General features: G+C 58.5%; 13 protein-coding genes and 1 pseudogene. 10 read left to right on the forward strand and 4 right to left on the reverse strand.

The annotated features are described in order from the left end of the window. Positions 1–211: 211 nt before the first annotated feature. From ACRC4F_RS14745 to ACRC4F_RS14755, 3 genes are all read right to left on the reverse strand, one after another. On the reverse strand, positions 212–976 hold the full coding sequence (locus ACRC4F_RS14745; RefSeq protein WP_438659968.1) for a 2-keto-4-pentenoate hydratase: 765 nt from the start codon (positions 974–976) through the stop codon (positions 212–214). 54 nt (positions 977–1,030) lie between these two features. Next, on the reverse strand, positions 1,031–2,329 hold the full coding sequence (locus tag ACRC4F_RS14750) for an MFS transporter (protein ID WP_438659969.1): 1,299 nt from the start codon (positions 2,327–2,329) through the stop codon (positions 1,031–1,033). Positions 2,330–2,431: 102 nt separating this feature from the next. Next, entirely contained in the window at positions 2,432–3,643 is a 1,212-nt protein-coding gene (locus ACRC4F_RS14755; RefSeq protein ID WP_438659970.1) for a pyridoxal-phosphate-dependent aminotransferase family protein, read from the reverse strand. Between the two features lie 150 nt (positions 3,644–3,793). Between ACRC4F_RS14755 and ACRC4F_RS14760 the strand changes: the two genes are divergently transcribed. The 3 genes from ACRC4F_RS14760 (at position 3,794) to ACRC4F_RS14770 (ending at position 8,054) form a co-directional block, all read left to right on the forward strand. After that, entirely contained in the window at positions 3,794–4,519 is a 726-nt protein-coding gene (locus tag ACRC4F_RS14760; protein ID WP_438659971.1) for a GntR family transcriptional regulator, read from the forward strand. An 11-nt stretch (positions 4,520–4,530) separates the two neighbouring features. Beyond that, entirely contained in the window at positions 4,531–5,790 is a 1,260-nt protein-coding gene (locus tag ACRC4F_RS14765; RefSeq protein ID WP_438659972.1) for a glycine hydroxymethyltransferase, read from the forward strand. A gap of 92 nt (positions 5,791–5,882) precedes the next feature. After that, a complete protein-coding gene (locus ACRC4F_RS14770; protein ID WP_438659973.1) occupies positions 5,883–8,054 on the forward strand; it encodes a malate synthase G in 2,172 nt (723 codons plus the stop codon). A gap of 56 nt (positions 8,055–8,110) precedes the next feature. On the opposite strand, the gene ACRC4F_RS14775 is transcribed toward ACRC4F_RS14770, so the two are convergent. Beyond that, the gene (locus tag ACRC4F_RS14775) at positions 8,111–9,013 is read right to left on the reverse strand and encodes a LysR family transcriptional regulator (RefSeq protein ID WP_438659974.1); all 903 of its coding nucleotides are present in this window, start codon (positions 9,011–9,013) and stop codon (positions 8,111–8,113) included. A gap of 147 nt (positions 9,014–9,160) precedes the next feature. On the opposite strand from ACRC4F_RS14775, the gene ACRC4F_RS14780 reads away from it, so the two are divergent. The 7 genes and pseudogenes from ACRC4F_RS14780 (at position 9,161) to ACRC4F_RS14810 (ending at position 17,270) form a co-directional block, all read left to right on the forward strand. Beyond that, complete coding sequence (locus ACRC4F_RS14780; RefSeq protein WP_438659975.1) at positions 9,161–10,399, forward strand: MFS transporter; 1,239 nt, start codon at positions 9,161–9,163, stop codon at positions 10,397–10,399. 57 nt (positions 10,400–10,456) lie between these two features. After that, positions 10,457–11,311 carry an SDR family NAD(P)-dependent oxidoreductase gene (locus ACRC4F_RS14785; protein WP_438659976.1) on the forward strand — a complete coding sequence of 285 codons (855 nt, stop codon included), beginning with the start codon at positions 10,457–10,459 and terminating at the stop codon, positions 11,309–11,311. Between the two features lie 68 nt (positions 11,312–11,379). Next, positions 11,380–12,264 (forward strand): NAD(P)-dependent oxidoreductase, encoded by an 885-nt coding sequence (locus tag ACRC4F_RS14790; protein ID WP_438659977.1) that lies wholly within the window; start codon positions 11,380–11,382, stop codon positions 12,262–12,264. A gap of 64 nt (positions 12,265–12,328) precedes the next feature. Further along, positions 12,329–13,366, forward strand: coding sequence for an aldo/keto reductase (locus ACRC4F_RS14795; RefSeq protein WP_438659978.1), 1,038 nt, complete (start codon positions 12,329–12,331; stop codon positions 13,364–13,366). A gap of 308 nt (positions 13,367–13,674) precedes the next feature. Beyond that, on the forward strand, positions 13,675–15,564 hold the full coding sequence (locus ACRC4F_RS14800) for a putative bifunctional diguanylate cyclase/phosphodiesterase (protein ID WP_438659979.1): 1,890 nt from the start codon (positions 13,675–13,677) through the stop codon (positions 15,562–15,564). Positions 15,565–15,659: 95 nt separating this feature from the next. Beyond that, positions 15,660–16,415: pseudogene (locus ACRC4F_RS14805) on the forward strand (MCP four helix bundle domain-containing protein); the annotation flags it as partial. Beyond that, positions 16,407–17,270 carry a methyl-accepting chemotaxis protein gene (locus ACRC4F_RS14810; protein ID WP_438660134.1) on the forward strand — a complete coding sequence of 288 codons (864 nt, stop codon included), beginning with the start codon at positions 16,407–16,409 and terminating at the stop codon, positions 17,268–17,270. The pseudogene ACRC4F_RS14805 and the gene ACRC4F_RS14810, both read left to right, overlap by 9 nt. The last annotated feature ends 55 nt before the right edge of the window (positions 17,271–17,325 follow it).

Consider the following 17,325-nt stretch of genomic DNA (forward strand, 5'->3'; position numbering starts at 1 on the left):
CGTTAGCTCCTATCGATGAGTGTCGTACTTTCACGTTTTCGCTTTAACCGCATACGGACGTGCCTTGGTAGGACGCTTACGATACACGGGCGCGGCCTATGAAGGCCGTCCCCTATGCCGATTCTTGAAAGATTCATGTCTTTGAATCGCGGATGGAAAAGCCGGCCGTCTGTGCTTTCCTCAAGGAGGGCTACAGCCGACCGGGGTGCCGCTAGACCAGCGTCAGCGATAGTGCAGCCAAACCGCCAATCTGCCCGTCCACCTGACCAGGGCCTTCGGCGAAGAACATACCGGTGTAGGAACCCGTCGTAATGACAAAATCCTGGGGCAGGGTCAATCCCTGACGGGTGTGATGGTTGACCAGCCACGGCAGCAGTCGTCGCGGATCGCCCGCCGGGTTGGCGACCGCCGCTGGCACGATGCTGTTGCCGCCCAACGTCAGTTCGAGCTCGGGATGAACGAAATCGAAACCTGCTTCGTAAGGGACGAACTCGCCAACCACCAGGGCGCCATGGTTAAGCAGGTCTGCCAATTGGGTCAGGGGTTCGATCCGCGGCCAAGCGGCAAAGCGGCTGGAAACGATTTCGATGGTTGCAGCCATTTCACCAATGCCGGCCATGACCTCATCTTCGCTGTACGCCTGATCACGAGGGCTGAAGGCACGGTTGAAGCGAAAGGCGATTTCCAATTCCAGGCCAACCGGCGCGTAAGCGGCACGATCGAACTGGCTGGCAGATGGAAACAGGCAGTCCCGTGGCAGCGGTGAACCCTGGATCGGTCCGGTATGGGATTTCGAGCCAATCTTCCAGCCGCCGGGTTCGACCCCGCGCAGGCGAAAAATCTCCTTCTGAGTAAGGTAGGCGGCGGCCATATCGGCAGGGTACAAGTCGTTGTCGAGCTCGCCCAACGGGCTGCGCTCTCGTTGCGCGTCGACGAGCAGTTGCGCCAGGCGCGAAGGGTTGGATGTTGTGTTCAAGGTGTTCGCTCCATTGTTCAAGACCCCGCCCGCAGGCGGGGGGGTAGCTGCAAGTTATTTACTGATGACAGATGCGGTTTGCGCATCAGTTGTCGACGGCAGGGGCGCTTTCACATACTCGAACTTGTTCTGCGGCTTCATGCGGAAGGACAGAATCACGCCAATAGCCAGCAGGATGATGCTGACCAGGAACGGCAGCTGCCAGTTGCCGAATTTGTCGATCAAGAATCCGGCCGCCACTGGACTGACGATAGCCGCCATGGCCGACCCCGTGTTCATCATGCCGCTGGCGGTACCGCAATGATCAGGCGCGATGTCCATCGGGATAGCCCACATCGGGCCGATCGTCATCTCGGAGAAGAAGAAACCGATGGCCAGGCACGCCAGGGAGATGTGTATATCCTTGGTGAACATCAGCGGTACCAGGGACAGCAGCGTCAGCCCGAGGCAGATCGCGACCATCAGGCTGCGTGCCTTGTTCAGATTTTTGGTTCGGGCGTAGATGCGGTCACTGACGATGCCTCCCAAGGTGTCGCCAACGACACCGCCAAAGAACACCGTGGAGGCGAAGATCGCGGTGCCCTTCAGATCAAGGCCCATGTTCATGAAGTACATCGGTACCCAGCTCAGCAGCAACCAAAGCGTCCATCCGTAGCAGAAGTAGACGATCGTCACCGGCGCCATGCGTTTGAACAGACGTCCCCAGGCCAGAGGCTCCTTACTCTTGACCTTGGGTGGCGGCAACACAGCCAGCTCTTGTTGCGAGATGCGCGGATGATCCTTTGGCAGCTCCGTGAAGACCAACGCCCAAACCGCCACCCAGACGAAGCTGATACCCGCGCAGACGTAGAACGATTCTCGCCAACCATAGGTCGCCATGACCGCGATCATCGCCGCCGGGGCCAGGGCATTGCCAAGACGCGCGAAGGCATGGGTGATGCCTTGTGCAAATCCGCGTTTCTCCTTAGGTACCCAACGTGACATCGCCGCCGTTGCTGCAGGAAAGGTGGCACCTTCGCCAAGGCCAAGGAGCACCCGCGCGACGATGAGAGAGACTAAGCCACCCGCGAGACCGGTCAACACGGTGGCGCTGGCCCAGATCAGCCCGCACACCACCAGCGTTCGCTTGGCGCCGAATCGGTCGCTGACCCAGCCGCCGATGATCTGAAATACCAAGTAGGGATACGCAAAAGCAGAGAAGACGATGCCAATCTCCGTTTTGGTCAGATTGAATTCCTTACCGAAACCGACCGCTGCCGTACTGACATTGACGCGGTCCAGGTAGGTAATGAAATACATGGCGCACAGCATGAATAGCACCACCGTAGTGGGGCGCAGACGTAAAAACTTCATGTTCTATCTCCAGTTTCTTATTGTTCACGCTGACAAACGCGATGATTCGGGATAGTTAGTCGGATCAGGGGAGCTGCGGCAGATGCCGCAGATCCTTTCACATCATTCGCGCCGCAGTGGCACGGATTGCCCTCCCAGGTAATCCATGGCCGCCAGTACGCCACTGGACTGCAGTTTCACCCCGGCCATTTGCAAGCCCATTTCGCAGCCGGTCAGCGTGGCCATCAGCATCAGATCATTGCAGTCACCCAAGTGGCCGATGCGGAACATGCGGCCTTTCATCTTGCCCAGGCCTGTTCCCAGGGACATGTCGAAGCGCTCGTAGATAGTCTTGCGTACGACATCGGCGTCGATGCCATCGGGTGTCATCACGCCGGTCAACACGGGGCTGTACACGCTCGGATCGGCGCACTGGATTTCCAGGCCCCAGGCATTCACGGCTGTGCGGCAGGCATGGGCCAGGCGGTTGTGGCGGGTAAACACATTGTCCAGCCCTTCGCCGAGAATCATGTCGAGGGCCTCGGACAATCCGTACAGCAGGTTGGTGTTGGGGGTATACGGCCAATAGCCGGTCTTGTTCATTTCAACGATTTCGTCCCAGGCCCAGAAACTGCGCGGCAGACCTGCTGTTTTGCTGGCCTCCACGGCTTTTGGGGACAGGGCGTTGAAGCTGATGCCCGGCGGGAGCATGAGACCTTTTTGCGAACCGGAGACAGTGACGTCTACACCCCATTCATCATGCCGATAGTCGGCTGATGCGAGGCCGGAAATGGTATCCACCAACAGCAGCGCGGGATGACCGGCGGCGTCGATGGCCTTGCGAACGGAAGCGATATCCGAGGTCACACCCGTGCTGGTTTCGTTATGCACGACGCAAACTGCCTTGATGCGGTGACTGCTGTCGGCGCGCAGATGCTCTTCGATCATTTGCGCATCAACCCCACCGCGCCAGCCTTCGATTCCAGGCCGGCCGATGAATTGCGGCTTGAGGCCCAGACTCAGTGCCATTTTCTGCCAGAGGGTGGCGAAATGGCCGGTTTCAAACATCAATACTTCGTCGCCAGCGCTCAGTGTGTTGCACAGCGCCGCTTCCCAGGCGCCGGTGCCTGACGCGGGGTAGATAACGACAGGATGACGGGTCTTGAAGATCTTTTTGATGCCATCCAGCACTTTAAGCCCCAGCTCTCCGAATTCCGGGCCACGGTGATCTATGGTGGGATAGCTCATGGCTCGCAGGATGCGATCCGGAACCGGGCTCGGACCAGGGATTTGCAGAAAGTGACGGCCGGCGGGGTGGAAATCAAGCTTCAGCATGGGTGTCTCCTTGTTTTTGTATTTTGAATTCAAAATACGTTAACACGCCATCGTGCTGTGTCAATCGTAATAATTGCGCTAATATTCGGCATTAACCGGGATATTTTTGAATAAGGCATGGCTTTCAAGCGATGCTGATGAGGATTTTGAATGCAAAACATTGAAGAGTTGGGGGCGCTCGCCAGCCCTCGATTGATGCCCAAGGTCGAACGCCAGCGTTTGCACGACATGGTCGTGGAACACCTGCGCAGCTTTATTACCGAAGGCGTACTGGCACCCGGAAAGAAACTCAACGAGCGCGAGCTCTGCGAAACTCTGGGCATTTCCCGCACCCCTTTACGCGAAGCGTTGAAGGTGCTGGCCGTCGAAGGACTGATCGAGATCAACCCCAACCGCGGTGCGAGTGTCGCGCGCATGTCGGAACTGGAAATTCGCGAAACCTTCGAGCTGATGAGCGGGATTGAAGCCTTCGCTGGCGAGCTGGCCTGCGAACGCATCACGCTTCAGGAAATCGAGGAGATCAAAGCGCTGCACTACGCCATGGTGGTCAGCAAGAATCAGAACGACTTGCCGGGCTATTACCAGCGCAACCGCGCCATCCACGATCTGATCAATCTGGCCGCACGCAACTCGGCGTTGCGCCAGGTGTACCTGTCATTGAATCGTCGTATCCAGGCGCTGCGTTTTCTGTCCAACCAGCAGGCTCCGAAATGGGAAAGGGCGTTGCACGATCACGAAGAAATGATCGAGGCTTTACAAGCGCGAGACGGCAAACGATTGAGCAGCATCCTTCGTCACCATCTTCTGGAGAAACGCGACGCCATCATGCTGATGGTTCGCGATGACTCCGAACATCCAGACTCCATTCGCCGCTAGGGAGCCGAATCATGGCGCTTGATCTCGACGCTTTGCTGGCGGCCTGTGCCGATCGCCTGCCGCAGTTGGAGCAGCAGCGCCTGATGCTCTATGCCGGTGCCAATATCCCCAGCGCCCGAGCGATGGCGGCCTATAGTCCGGCGCTCAGTGCATACCCGGCGATGGGGCCAACTCACTGCAAGGAACAGCCGGAAACCGGGCTGGTCAGCGAGCTTGAAATTCGTGCCAGTCAGGCCGCCATGACGCTGTTTAAAGCGGCATGGGCAGAAGTCAGGCTGGCCAGTTGTACGTTGGCTAACCTGGCCATTTTTCATGCTTACTGCCAACCGGGCGATCGCGTGCTGGCACCGGCTGCCGAGCATGGTGGTCATTTGAGCCAGCGTCGCGGTGGTACGCCGCAAATGGCTGGCCTGGTGGTCGAGGATCTGCCGTTCGATCGCACCGCCTGCCGGCTTGATACCGCACGCGCCGTCGAGTTGATCGAGCAATCCAGGCCCAGGCTGGTGGTGTTGGGACGCAGCATCATGATCAAGGCCGACGACATTGCTCCCGTCGTGCAAGCGGCCCGCACTGTGGGCGCCAAAACCCTGTTCGATGCCTCTCATGTATTGGGGTTGATTGCCGGAGGTACGTACCCCAACCCGTTCGACGCGGGCGTTGATCTGATCAGCAGCTCCACTTACAAAACCTTGCCCGGACGGCCCCAAGGGCTGGTGCTGGGACGCGACCCGCGAGACGCGCAGCCGCTGCGTGATCTGCTCGACACGCGGATGCTCGCCAATTACGACGCGGGGCGATTGCCATCATTGTTGGTTACCCTGACCGAAGCCCAGGCCCATGGCGCCGAGTACGCCGCAAAAATCATCGCCAACAGCGCCGCATTACACGGGGCACTGCGCAGCATCGGAATGCCTGTCATGGCGGCCAACAGCGGCGAAATATATACCCATCAGCTGTTGTTACCGTTAGCAAAAAGCGTCGATCCGCGGGGGGTCATGACCGCGTTGCAGGCTCACGGAATCCTCATCGGTACGTGCGTCGACCCATCACTCGCCGACCATCAGGCACTGCGACTCGGTACTCAGTTCATTACCCGACAAGGTCTGGAAGCGACGCACATGTCTGAAGTGGCGCGGCTGCTCGCTCAAGTATTGCAGGTGTCGCCGTGCGGACGTCTGCAAGCGTGTCCAACCGCGGAGACTGGGGCCTCCTCACAACAAATCCGGGAGATGCTGGCGAGGTTTCCCCTAATATCAACGGCTTTCAGTTGATTATGTATATTGAATTCAAAATGCAATATCGGCGACACTAGCGGCCTTCACAACAATAAGTATTCCATTCCTGTGACGGAACCGAGGACGCTATGACCGATTTCCTGCGTAGAGGCACCCTGACAATCGCGCCGCAATTGCTACGTTTTATCGAAGACGAAGCGCTGCCTGACACGGGTCTGAACAGCAACGTTTTCTGGAAAGACTTGGATCAACTGGTCCAAGACCTCGCACCTCGCAACCGTACGCTGTTGCAAAAGCGCGATCTCCTGCAGGCGCAACTGGATGCTTGGCACCGTAACCATCCGGGGCCTGTGCAGGACAAGTCCACCTACCGCAGCTTTTTGCAGTCGATTGGTTATCTGCAACCTGTGCGGACAGCCGTTACCGTGACCACCGCCAATGTAGACAGCGAAATTGCCACCCAGGCAGGCCCCCAGTTGGTGGTTCCGGTAATGAATGCGCGTTACGCACTCAATGCGGCGAACGCCCGTTGGGGCTCTTTATACGATGCGTTGTACGGTACTGATGCCATTGCCGATGAAGAGGGCGCGCGCAAGAACGCAGGGTACAACGCTGCGCGCGGGCGGAAAGTCGTGGCCTATGCCCGCGCGTTTCTCGATCGGAGCGTGCCATTGGCGTCGGGGTCTCATGCCGACTCCACGCGCTACAGCGTCGAAAATGGCCAACTGCGAATCGCTTTGGCGGGCGGTACGACAACCGGGCTGAAGCATCCGCAGCAGTGGGTGGGTTTTCAGGGGGATGCAGGCTCGCCAAGTGCAATTTTGCTTTTGAACAACGGCCTGCACATCGAGATCCAGATTGATGGGGCCAGTACTATCGGAGGCACCGACACCGCGCAGATCAAAGACGTCGTATTGGAAGCAGCGCTGACCACCATCATGGATTGCGAAGACTCGGTGGCGGCGGTCGATGCCGCTGACAAGGTCGTGGTGTATCGCAACTGGCTGGGGCTGATGAAGGGCGATCTCACCGAAACCCTGCAAAAAAATGATCGCTCCGTGATTCGCCGTCTCAACCCTGATCGCAAATGGACTCGAGTCGATGGCTCTTCCCTGACATTGCCAGGACGCTCGCTGATGCTAGTGCGCAATGTCGGACACCTGATGACCACCCCGGCATTGCTGGACAATGAAGGACGCGAAGTGCCCGAAGGGATCCTGGACGCCGTGGTCACCAGCCTCGCGGCGATGCATGACCTCAAACATCGAGGCAATTCCCGCACCGGCAGCGTCTACATCGTCAAACCGAAAATGCACGGTCCCGAGGAAGTAGCCTTTACCGGTCAGTTGTTCAGTCGTGTCGAGCAGATGCTCGGGCTGCCGGCAAATACCTTGAAAATGGGCATCATGGACGAAGAGCGGCGCACCAGCCTTAATCTCAAGGCGTGCATTGCCCAGGCCACCGAGCGATTGGTGTTCATCAACACGGGCTTTCTTGATCGAACGGGTGATGAGATGCACACCTCCATGGAGGCCGGCCCGATGCTGCGCAAAGGTGAAATGAAATCCAGTTCATGGCTCAAGGCTTATGAGCGCAACAACGTGCTGGTTGGCCTGGATTGCCAGCTGCAGGGCAGGGCGCAGATTGGTAAGGGCATGTGGGCCATGCCGGATCTGATGAGCGCCATGCTGGAGCAGAAAGTGGCGCACCCCTTGGCCGGTGCGAGCACGGCGTGGGTCCCGTCGCCCACGGCGGCCACACTCCACGCGATGCATTATCACCAGGTTGACGTCACATCTGTGCAAAACCGGATAGTGCAGGATGCATCCGCCAGTGAAATTACTGAAATACAGGACCAGTTGCTGGATGTACCCGTGGGCCGCGTCGGTGATTGGGATCAACAAGCGATTACCGAGGAGCTGGAGAACAACGCACAAGGCCTTTTAGGCTATGTCGTGCGTTGGGTCGATCATGGGGTGGGTTGCTCGAAAGTACCCGATATCCATGACGTCGGACTGATGGAGGACCGAGCGACCTTGCGGATATCCAGCCAGCATATGGCCAACTGGCTCAGGCATGGCGTGGTGAACCGCGAGCAAGTCATGACGGTGCTTAAACGGATGGCGGTGGTCGTGGACGCCCAAAACGCTGGCGATGCTGCGTATCAGCCTATGTCGAAGAATTACGCCGGTTCGCTCGCGTTCACGGCTGCCTGCGCGCTGGTATTTCAAGGGACCAGCCAACCCAACGGATATACCGAACCCTTGCTGCACCGCTTCAGGCAGTCACGAAAGGAGTGAACGCTTGCGAAGACGCGGTAACGGGCCCCTTGTCAAAGGGGCTCGTCCAAGGAGTGCTACAGATGGACTGATCTGATGACTTCGATCAGTTGTCTTAATCCAGGGTGGACCTGTCGGCGACTGGGGTAATACATGACCATCGGTTCACTGGTGCTGGCCCATGACGGCAGAACCACCTCCAGGCGCCCATCAGCTATTTGCTGTGCCACGCGTAGCTCCAGGCAGTACGCGAGACCCAGGCCATCGATGGCAGCGTCCAGGGCGATGTCCGTTTCATTCACGATGATTGGGCCGGGCACATCGATTTCACAAGTGTCGTCGCCATCGCCGAGTTCCCACTTGTAGATTGAGTTATCGCCAATCCGGATTCTTATGCATTCGTGCTGCAGTAAATCGTCCGGTTTTTCCGGCCGTCCGTGTCGATCCAAGTACTGCGGCGAGCCCACGACAACCCATTTCAACGGTTTGGTCAGTGGCACAGCGACCAGGTCCTGAGGAACAGTCGCACCGTAACGTATGCCGGCGTCGAAGCCTGCCTTGATGATGTCGACCATGTTGTCGTCGACGATGATTTCAAGCTTGATATCCGGATAGGTTTGGCAAAACCGGGCCACTATCGGCCCCAGCAACAGGCGCGATGCATCACGCGGCACATTGAGTCGCAACCTTCCCATGGGGGCATTGCGATACTGCTCCAGCTCACCCATGGCCGCTTCAATTTGCCCGAATCCTTGTTCCAGACCTTCTACCAGTGCACTGCCAGCAGCCGTCGGCACGACGGAGCGACTGGTGCGATTGAGCAATTTGACGCCCAATCGATTTTCCAGATTACGCATGGCATGGCTGAGGGCTGAGGTTGACACGCCCAGTTCCGCCGCGGCGAAACGGAAACTTCGGCGTCGGCAGATGACGGAGAAGACATTCAAATCAGCTAGATCGGCTCTGGATAATGCAGGCATCAGGCGAGTTCTCGTGAGGGGTGCATGATGGCGTATGGATGGCGCCTCATCGGTTCATTGAATTTCATTCAACGATACTTGCGATATGATCATCTTGCACGAAATCTTTGAATCCAGCCTTCTGTTTTTCCAATACCGCGAGCGTCTATGTCCCACATTGATAGCAAACTGCTTGATGAATCTTCAGGCGATGAGGTGGCGTTGCCCCAGCAAAGTCGCACGAGTCAACGTCTCGCTATCCTGGCCCTCGGTGTGGGTGGATTTGCCATTGGCACGGGCGAATTCGTGATTATGGGTTTGTTGCCTGATGCGGCAAAAGACCTCGCTGTTTCCATTCCAGAGGCCGGTCACCTTATAAGCTTCTATGCCCTGGGCGTGGTCATTGGAGCTCCTTTGCTGGCCGTTGCGGGAGGGCAATGGGCCCGGCGCAATTTCCTGATCGGGCTGATGGCGGTCTTTGCGCTCGGCAACTTTGCCAGTGCGCTGGCACCGTCCTATCAGTCGATGCTCGTTGCCCGTCTGTTCGCAGGCTTTCCTCACGGCACCTATTTTGGCGTGGCTGCGTTGGTCGCTGCTGGTTTGGTGGCGCGTGAGCGACGAACGCAAGCGGTAGCCATGGTGCTGATGGGCCTGACGTTGGCGACGTTGTTCGGCGTACCGGCAACAGCGGCGGTGGGGCAGTGGTTCGGCTGGCGGACCGCCTTCCTGATCGTAGGCCTGATAGCGTTGCTTGCTGCGGTACTGATCTGGCGTTTTGTGCCATTCGCTCCTGGAAATCGATCCTCCAGCCCTTTGCGTGAGCTTTCAGCGCTCAATAGCGGTCAGGTATGGCTGACTCTGCTCATCGGCGCAATCGGTTTCGGGGGGATGTTCTCGGTCTTCAGCTATGTAAAGCCGACCATGATAGAGCTGACACATTTGCCCGAGGACGTTGTGCCGATCGTGCTGACTCTGTTCGGTGCAGGCATGGTTGCCGGCAACCTTGTCGGCTCCAGACTCGCCGACCGGGCGCTCTTGCCCACGATCGGTGGCGTGCTGGTCTGGGCGACTATGGTTTTGACGCTCTTTGTATTCACCGCCAGCAACCCATGGCTGGCTCCGATGAATGTGTTCCTGGTAGGCACCTTGATTGCCCTGGGCCCTTGCTTGCAAACGCGCCTGATGGATGTGGCAGGTGAAGCCCAGACGCTGGCGGCAGCCTTGAACCACTCGGCTTTCAATGCAGCCAACGCGCTGGGTGCATGGCTGGGCGGGGTGACCATTGCCGCCGGTTTTGGCTGGGCCTCGACAGGCTGGGTGGGTGCACTGCTGGCATTGGGGGGGCTGGGTGTATTCGCGGTTTCCATGATGTGGGCGAGCGATACGGACAATCGCGTAGCCGTGTGAGGGCGCCATTGTTTTTCTCTTCCAACGCCGCAAAGCGGCTCTAAACCAGGATTACAAATGACTCATCCTGCATTGACTCCAGGCGCTGTGGCGGTGATTACCGGCGGTGCCGACGGCATCGGCCTGGCTGCGGCCAAGCGCTTCGCTCGACAAGGGCTGCGCATCTGCATTGCCGATCTCGGGCCCCGGCGTCTGGCAAAAGCTGTCGAAGAAGTCTGTGTCTTTGCTGCGAACGGCATTCAGGACGTTTTTGCTATTGAAACGGACGTCAGTCGTGTCGAAGACCTGCTCCGCCTGCAAGCGGTCGTTCGGGAGCGCTTCGGCGGTACGGATGTATTGATGAACAACGCCGGTATTCAGCCCGGCAGCGGGATTTTTGGCCCCGCGCAAAATTGGCAGCGTGTCCTGGGTGTCAACTTATGGGGTGTGATTCATGGCACGCAGGTGTTCGTACCCGAGATGATTAAGCGCGGTCGTCCAGGCCTCGTGATCAATACGGGTTCCAAACAGGGTATTACCACCCCGCCAGGTGATCCTGCGTACAACGTTTCGAAAGCAGGTCTCAAAGCGTTTACCGAAGCGCTACAGCATGAGCTGCGTAACACCGCGAACGGACAGATCAGCACGCATCTGTTGATCCCGGGCTTTGTGTTTACAGAGTTGTCTCGCAATGACCGTCGCGAAAAACCCGCTGGCGCCTGGACGCCCGAACAGACCATCGACTTCATGATGGTGCGTCTCGACGCGGGAGATTTCTACATCCTTTGCCCGGACAACGACGTCCCTCGTTCATTGGATGAGCGGCGCATTCTTTGGGCCGCAGGCGACGTTGTCGAGAACCGCCCGGCACTGTCGCGCTGGCATCCGGACCATGCTGCAGCATTCGACGCGTTCGTCAAACAACAGGGCTGAAAGAGCCCGGGAATGTTTGTCGGTGCTGCCCAAACACTCCGTTTCGCATCAATGAAGAGGATTGAGCCATGAAGGTAGGTTTCATAGGGTTGGGGCGCATGGGCGCCGGTATGGCTGCGAATCTCGTGAAGGCCGGCCATGACGTGACGGTATTCAATCGCAGCCGTGCGAAGGCGGACGAGGTCGTGGCACTAGGAGCAAGGGCTGCCGCGACTGTGGCAGAGGCCTGCCAGGGTGAGGTGGTCATGACGATGCTCGCAAATGACGAAGCCGTCGAGAGCGTGGTCTTCGAAGAGGACGGCGTGCTTGCAAGTCTTGCTGAAGGCGCGATCCACATCTCCGCGAGCACGATCAGCGTCGCCTTGTCGCGCCGACTTTCTCAGAGCCACGCATTAAAGGGGCAGCGCTATGTCGCAGCGCCGGTCTTCGGACGCCCGGAAGCTGCGGCCGCTGGTCAGCTCTTCGTCGTTGCGGGCGGTACCGATGATTCGATCCATGACGCCACGCCGCTGTTCGATGCCATCGGCAAGCAGACGGTCATCATGTCCGACACGCCAAGCCTCGCCAATCTGGTGAAACTCAGCGGCAATTTCCTGATCGCTTCAGTGATCGAGTCACTCGGCGAAGCAATGGCGCTGGTCGGGAAGGCGGGTATCGACCGGCACCAATATCTCGAGCTGCTGACGTCCTCGATCTTCAATGTCCCGGTTTACAAGATCTATGGCGGCTTGATCGCGGGGGAGCAGTTCGAACCGGCGGGCTTCGCCGCGCCACTCGGGCAGAAGGACATACGATTGGCGCTCGCCGCCGCCGAAGAACTGCGTGTGCCCATGCCGCTCGCTAGCCTCCTGCGCGACCGATTCCTGACCCTGATGGCGCATGGCGGTGAAACGCTGGATTGGTCGGCGATCGGCCATCTGCCCGCGAAAGACGCCGGCGAGGGCGCGAGATGATCTAGCTCTACCGAAAGTAAGCGGCGCTCGACAGGATTCCTGAAAATACCTCGGAGATTTTACAGTGGAACAGATTGAAATCGGCTTGTCCGGACTGAAGACTTCGCGCATTGGCCTCGGCACATGGGCGATCGGCGGATGGAAGTGGGGGGGCACCGACGAACGACAAGCCATCGCTACCATCCGCTCGGCGGTGGAGCGTGGCGTGACGCTGATCGACACCGCGCCGGTCTATGGCTTTGGCAGCTCTGAAGAGATCGTGGGCAAGGCGTTAGCCGGGGGGCTGCGGGACAAGGTGCAGATCGCGACCAAGGCAGGCCTCGCCTGGAAAGACGGCAAGGTTTATCGCGATTCCCGACCTGCGCGTCTCACCCTGGAGGTCGAGGGTTCGCTGCGGCGGCTTGGCACCGATACCATTGACCTCTACCAGATCCATTGGCCGGATATGGAGACGCCGTTTGAGGAAACCGCATTCGCTCTCGAAAAGCTGCGCCTGGCGGGCAAGATTCGGGCGATAGGCGTCAGCAATTTCTCGCCGGCGCAGATAGATGCTTTCCGCGCCGTTGCCAGGGTCGACGCCGTTCAGCCGCCGTACAATTTGTTCGAGCGGGAGATGGAGTCCGACGTGCTTCCGTATGCCAGCAAGACAGGCCTTACGGTCCTGAGCTATGGCGCGCTCTGCCGCGGGCTTCTTTCAGGCAGTATGACCGCATCCACCCTGTTCGGCGGCGATGATCTACGAAAGGTCGATCCGAAATTCCAGAGCGATCGCTTCGGGCACTATCTCGCCGCCGTGGATGAACTCGCCGCCCTGGCGCGCCAGCGCTTCGGCAAATCCGTGCTCGCGCTCGCCGTGAGGTGGGTGCTCGACCAGGGGCCGACTATCGCGCTGTGGGGCGCGCGCCGCCCGGATCAACTCGACCCGATCGACGAGATCGATGGCTGGCAAATCGACGAGGAGAGCAAGCGTGAGATCGACGCCATTCTCGCGCGCTGCATCAAGAGTCCGGTCTCGCCCGCCTTCATGGCCCCGCCACTGACGCGGCCTGACCTCGGGCTCGATGTTACCCAAGCTTGTCAACAGGCCTTGGCAGGCCGTTGAAAAAAACCGACTCCAACAGCCCCGGCCCCGCCAGATTTGATGGTTTTCAAGCGTTCAAACCTGGCGGGGCCTTTAGCCTGATCGCGGGCTTTTTATACCGATTCGCGCGCCTCAACGTCTTCGACCGTTCTGTGATTTTGGCGGCTGTCGTGCGCAGCACTAATAAAAGCGATTTTTCTCTCTGGTAACCCATGAGCCATTTACCACCAGCTAGTCCGAAGCAACCTGCAGTCTTTGTGCAGGTGAGTGCGTCACCCTGGCAACTTCACTGGTGTAAAACATTTCCTACCCGATGGGCGAGCTATGGGTTGATCGCCGTACTGCTTGCAATCAGCAGCTTTGCTGTGTGGTCGTCAATCACCACCGGACGCCTGGGTCAGGAAGCAATCGCCTCGAGCCGACTGTCCGACTACTACACATCGGCAGGTACTGCAGTGGCAGCAGCCAACGATCTGGGGCATAAATATCGACTGGCTCCTAGCCCGGAAGTCCGTCGTGACTTCAGCAATGTCGTAACGCAACTGACCACTGCGCTCGAGAATGTTCACCGTTCGGGATCGCCTGAGGACCGCACCCTCGTCGAGGGGGTACGCACGGCTCTGCCCCCCTACCTGGAAAGCATCAATAGGCTGTTCGATGCAGTTGATCGTGGCGATGACATGCCGGCGCGCTGGATCGACAACGAAGAGGTTGGCCCGAGATTCGAAAAGATTGAAAAAACCGTCCTGCAAGCCTCGGACAATTACCGCGATGAGTCGATTGTGGCGCTGGAGAAACTTCGCACACGGGAATCCTTTAACGCCAGTACCACCCCAATCGTTTTTGTCGCCGGACTGATCCTCGCGGGCCTGTTTGCAACAGTGTTGCAGCGCACCCGCGACGAGCTTGAGAGTCAACGCGAAGCCGCACTGCACGCTTCGCTGCACGACAAACTCACCGGGCTGGCCAACCGGACGCTGTTGGCCGACCGTTTCGAGCAGGCAATGCGTTTGGCACGGCGCCATGGGTCAACCACGGGCCTGTTGCTGATTGACCTTGACCGATTCAAAGAGGTCAACGACACCTTGGGACACTATTACGGGGATCGCTTGCTCGACCAGATTGGCCAGCGGTTGCTCAATGAGGCACGTGAAATCGACACGGTCGCCCGGCTGGGAGGCGACGAGTTTGCCATCCTGCTTCCCTCCGTGGACGGCCTGGACGGGGCTTTCCAGGCAGCACTGCGGCTACACACCGCGATCACTGCGACTGTTGAGATCGACGGCATCGAGCTCGATGTCGAAGCCAGTGTCGGGGTGGTCGTCTCCGGCATTCACGGTGACGATACTTCGACGCTAATGCAACGCGCTGACATCGCCATGTATGCAGCCAAGAAGCAGGGCATGGGCATACTCACCTACGACCCGGAATCGGATCGTCGATCTCCAGAGCACCTGACCATTCTCGGAGAGTTGCGCCGAGGTCTGGAGCGCGGTGAATTATTCCTGGACTACCAACCGAAAGTGAGCCTGAACACCGGGAAAGTCACCGGTGTCGAGGCGCTGGTGCGCTGGCAGCACCCGGTACGTGGTCTGGTGCGTCCGGACGAGTTCATTCCCTGCGCCGAGCTCACTGGGATTATCGGCTCGTTGACCTACTACGTGCTGAACCTCGCGCTTTCCCAGGTGCGGGCCTGGGCTGACGCCGGAATAAGCATTCCGGTCGCAGTCAACATTTCTGCGCGCAACCTGCTGGATGACAAATTGGTCTTTCAAATTGTCGAGCTGCTTGAATGCCACCAACTGTCCCCGGACATGCTCGTGCTCGAAGTGACCGAGTCGGCCATGATGCTCGACTCCCAGGCTGCTCGTACGGTTCTGATGCGGCTCCATACCATGGGCATCCGTATCGCCATCGATGATTTCGGTGCGGGCTATACCAGTCTCGCTCAGTTGAAAGATTTGCCCATCAGCGAACTCAAGATCGATAAATCCTTTGTACTGGCCATGCAAAGTAATAGGGCCAACGAGCTGATCGTACGAAGTGTTGTCGACCTTGGACATAACCTTGGTATGGAGGTCATCGCCGAAGGCGTAGAAACAGCCCACGTACTTAATGCCTTGGGTAGATACAACTGCGACATCGCCCAGGGCTTTCACCTCTGCCGACCGATAAGCGCCGAAGCCTTCACGCGATGGTATGAAGAGCGAGAGGCCTAACGATTTTTACGAAATGTCCAATAGGTCATTTTTCAACTCATTCCAAGTCTGGCGCGGATGCGCTCTCTTAGGTGAACAGCATGTCCCTTCGTAATATGAATATCGCCCCGCGGGCATTCCTCGGCTTTGCCCTGATTGGCGGCTTGATGCTGATCCTGGGTGTGTTTGCCTTGAATCAAATGAGCAGGATTCGCGGCGCCGCCGAGAACATCACCTCGAACAGCGTGCCGAGTATCAACAGCCTCGCCGAGCTCAGCCAACTCACCCTGCGCCTGCGCGTGCTGTCCTACCGTCTGTTGGTGAACCGTGATCCGGATGCCCTGCAGCTGACCATGAAGCAATACGAGGCGCGCAACCAACAGATTTCTGCCATTCAGGCGATCTATGAAAAAATGCTCACCGACCCCGAGGAACATGCGGCCTACAATGAGTACGTGCGGTTGCTGGGGCAGTACCGCGAGATCGAATCCCAGTTGAAGACCCTGTCCAATAGCAATCAGGTGGACGAGATAGGTGCACTGCTCAATACCGATTTGGTGACCAACGCCGATGCGATCAACGCCGCGCTCAAGCGTTTGCTGGACATCAACAATCAGCAGACCGTCGACACCAATCAACACGCCGCCGACCAGTACGCTTTGGCCTTTAACCTGGTGATCACCCTGTTGGTCATCGCCACCGGCCTGACCCTGCTATTCGCCTGGCTGCTGACCAACAGCATCACCAAACCGATCGCCAACGCCTTGAGCGCTGCCGAAGAAATCGCCGAAGGCAACCTGACACGCCCGATTACAGTCGACGGTAAAGACGAAGCCGGCCGTTTGCTGCTCGCCATGTCAAAGATGCAGGACAAGTTGCGCGATACCCTGCAAAGGATTTCCGGTTCCGCCACGCAACTGGCGTCTGCTGCTGAAGAGCTCAACAGTGTCACCGACGAAAGCGCCCGTGGCCTGACTCAACAGAACAACGAAATCGAACAGGCAGCTACCGCAGTCAACGAAATGACCAGCGCCGTGGAAGAAGTCGCGCGTAATGCCGTCAGCACCTCCGAAGCTTCGAAGAATGCCACCGCGTCCACCGGCGATGGTCTTGGTCTGGTACAGGAAACTGTCAGCGCGATTGAACGCTTGAGCGCCGATGTGCAAAGCACCGCCACCCTGATCGGCGACCTGGCTATCGAATCTCGCGACATCGGCAAGGTATTGGACGTAATCCGTGGCTTGGCTGACCAGACCAATCTATTGGCGTTGAACGCCGCCATTGAAGCCGCCCGCGCCGGTGAAGCCGGTCGTGGTTTCGCGGTGGTCGCGGACGAAGTGCGCGCCTTGGCTCATCGCACCCAGCAATCGACCAGCGAGATCGAACGCATGATCGGCAGTATCCAGACCGGCACCGAGCACGCGGTGGATTCGATGCGCAACAGCACCGAGCGTGCTGAATCGACTTTGAACATCGCCCACGGCGCCGGAAGGTCGCTGGACACCATCAACAACGCCATGGTCGAAATCAACGAGCGCAACCTGGTGATCGCCAGCGCCGCCGAAGAACAGGCACAAGTGGCCCGCGAAGTGGACCGTAATCTGGTGAACATTCGTGATTTGTCGGCGCAGTCGGCCACCGGGGCCACTCAGACGAGCGCGGCGAGCAACGAGCTGTCGCGGTTGGCGCTTGATCTGAACAATATGGTTGGGCGATTTCGCCTTTGAGCCGCTGAACGGTTCTCAAGCGGTTTGGACTGCACCCCAAGGGTTGGACAAAGCC

The sequence above is a fragment of the Pseudomonas sp. genome (assembly GCF_051660785.1).
Lineage (GTDB): Bacteria > Pseudomonadota > Gammaproteobacteria > Pseudomonadales > Pseudomonadaceae > Aquipseudomonas.

Coding starts and splice junctions, on each gene's coding strand:
- ACRC4F_RS14750 (WP_438659969.1), bottom strand. CDS start 2,329: ATGAAGTTTTTACGTCTGCGCCCCACTACGGTGGTGCTATTCATGCTG.
- ACRC4F_RS14755 (WP_438659970.1), bottom strand. CDS start 3,643: ATGCTGAAGCTTGATTTCCACCCCGCCGGCCGTCACTTTCTGCAAATC.
- ACRC4F_RS14760 (WP_438659971.1), top strand. CDS start 3,794: ATGCAAAACATTGAAGAGTTGGGGGCGCTCGCCAGCCCTCGATTGATG.
- ACRC4F_RS14765 (WP_438659972.1), top strand. CDS start 4,531: ATGGCGCTTGATCTCGACGCTTTGCTGGCGGCCTGTGCCGATCGCCTG.
- ACRC4F_RS14770 (WP_438659973.1), top strand. CDS start 5,883: ATGACCGATTTCCTGCGTAGAGGCACCCTGACAATCGCGCCGCAATTG.
- ACRC4F_RS14775 (WP_438659974.1), bottom strand. CDS start 9,013: ATGCCTGCATTATCCAGAGCCGATCTAGCTGATTTGAATGTCTTCTCC.
- ACRC4F_RS14780 (WP_438659975.1), top strand. CDS start 9,161: ATGTCCCACATTGATAGCAAACTGCTTGATGAATCTTCAGGCGATGAG.
- ACRC4F_RS14785 (WP_438659976.1), top strand. CDS start 10,457: ATGACTCATCCTGCATTGACTCCAGGCGCTGTGGCGGTGATTACCGGC.
- ACRC4F_RS14790 (WP_438659977.1), top strand. CDS start 11,380: ATGAAGGTAGGTTTCATAGGGTTGGGGCGCATGGGCGCCGGTATGGCT.
- ACRC4F_RS14810 (WP_438660134.1), top strand. CDS start 16,407: ATGCAGGACAAGTTGCGCGATACCCTGCAAAGGATTTCCGGTTCCGCC.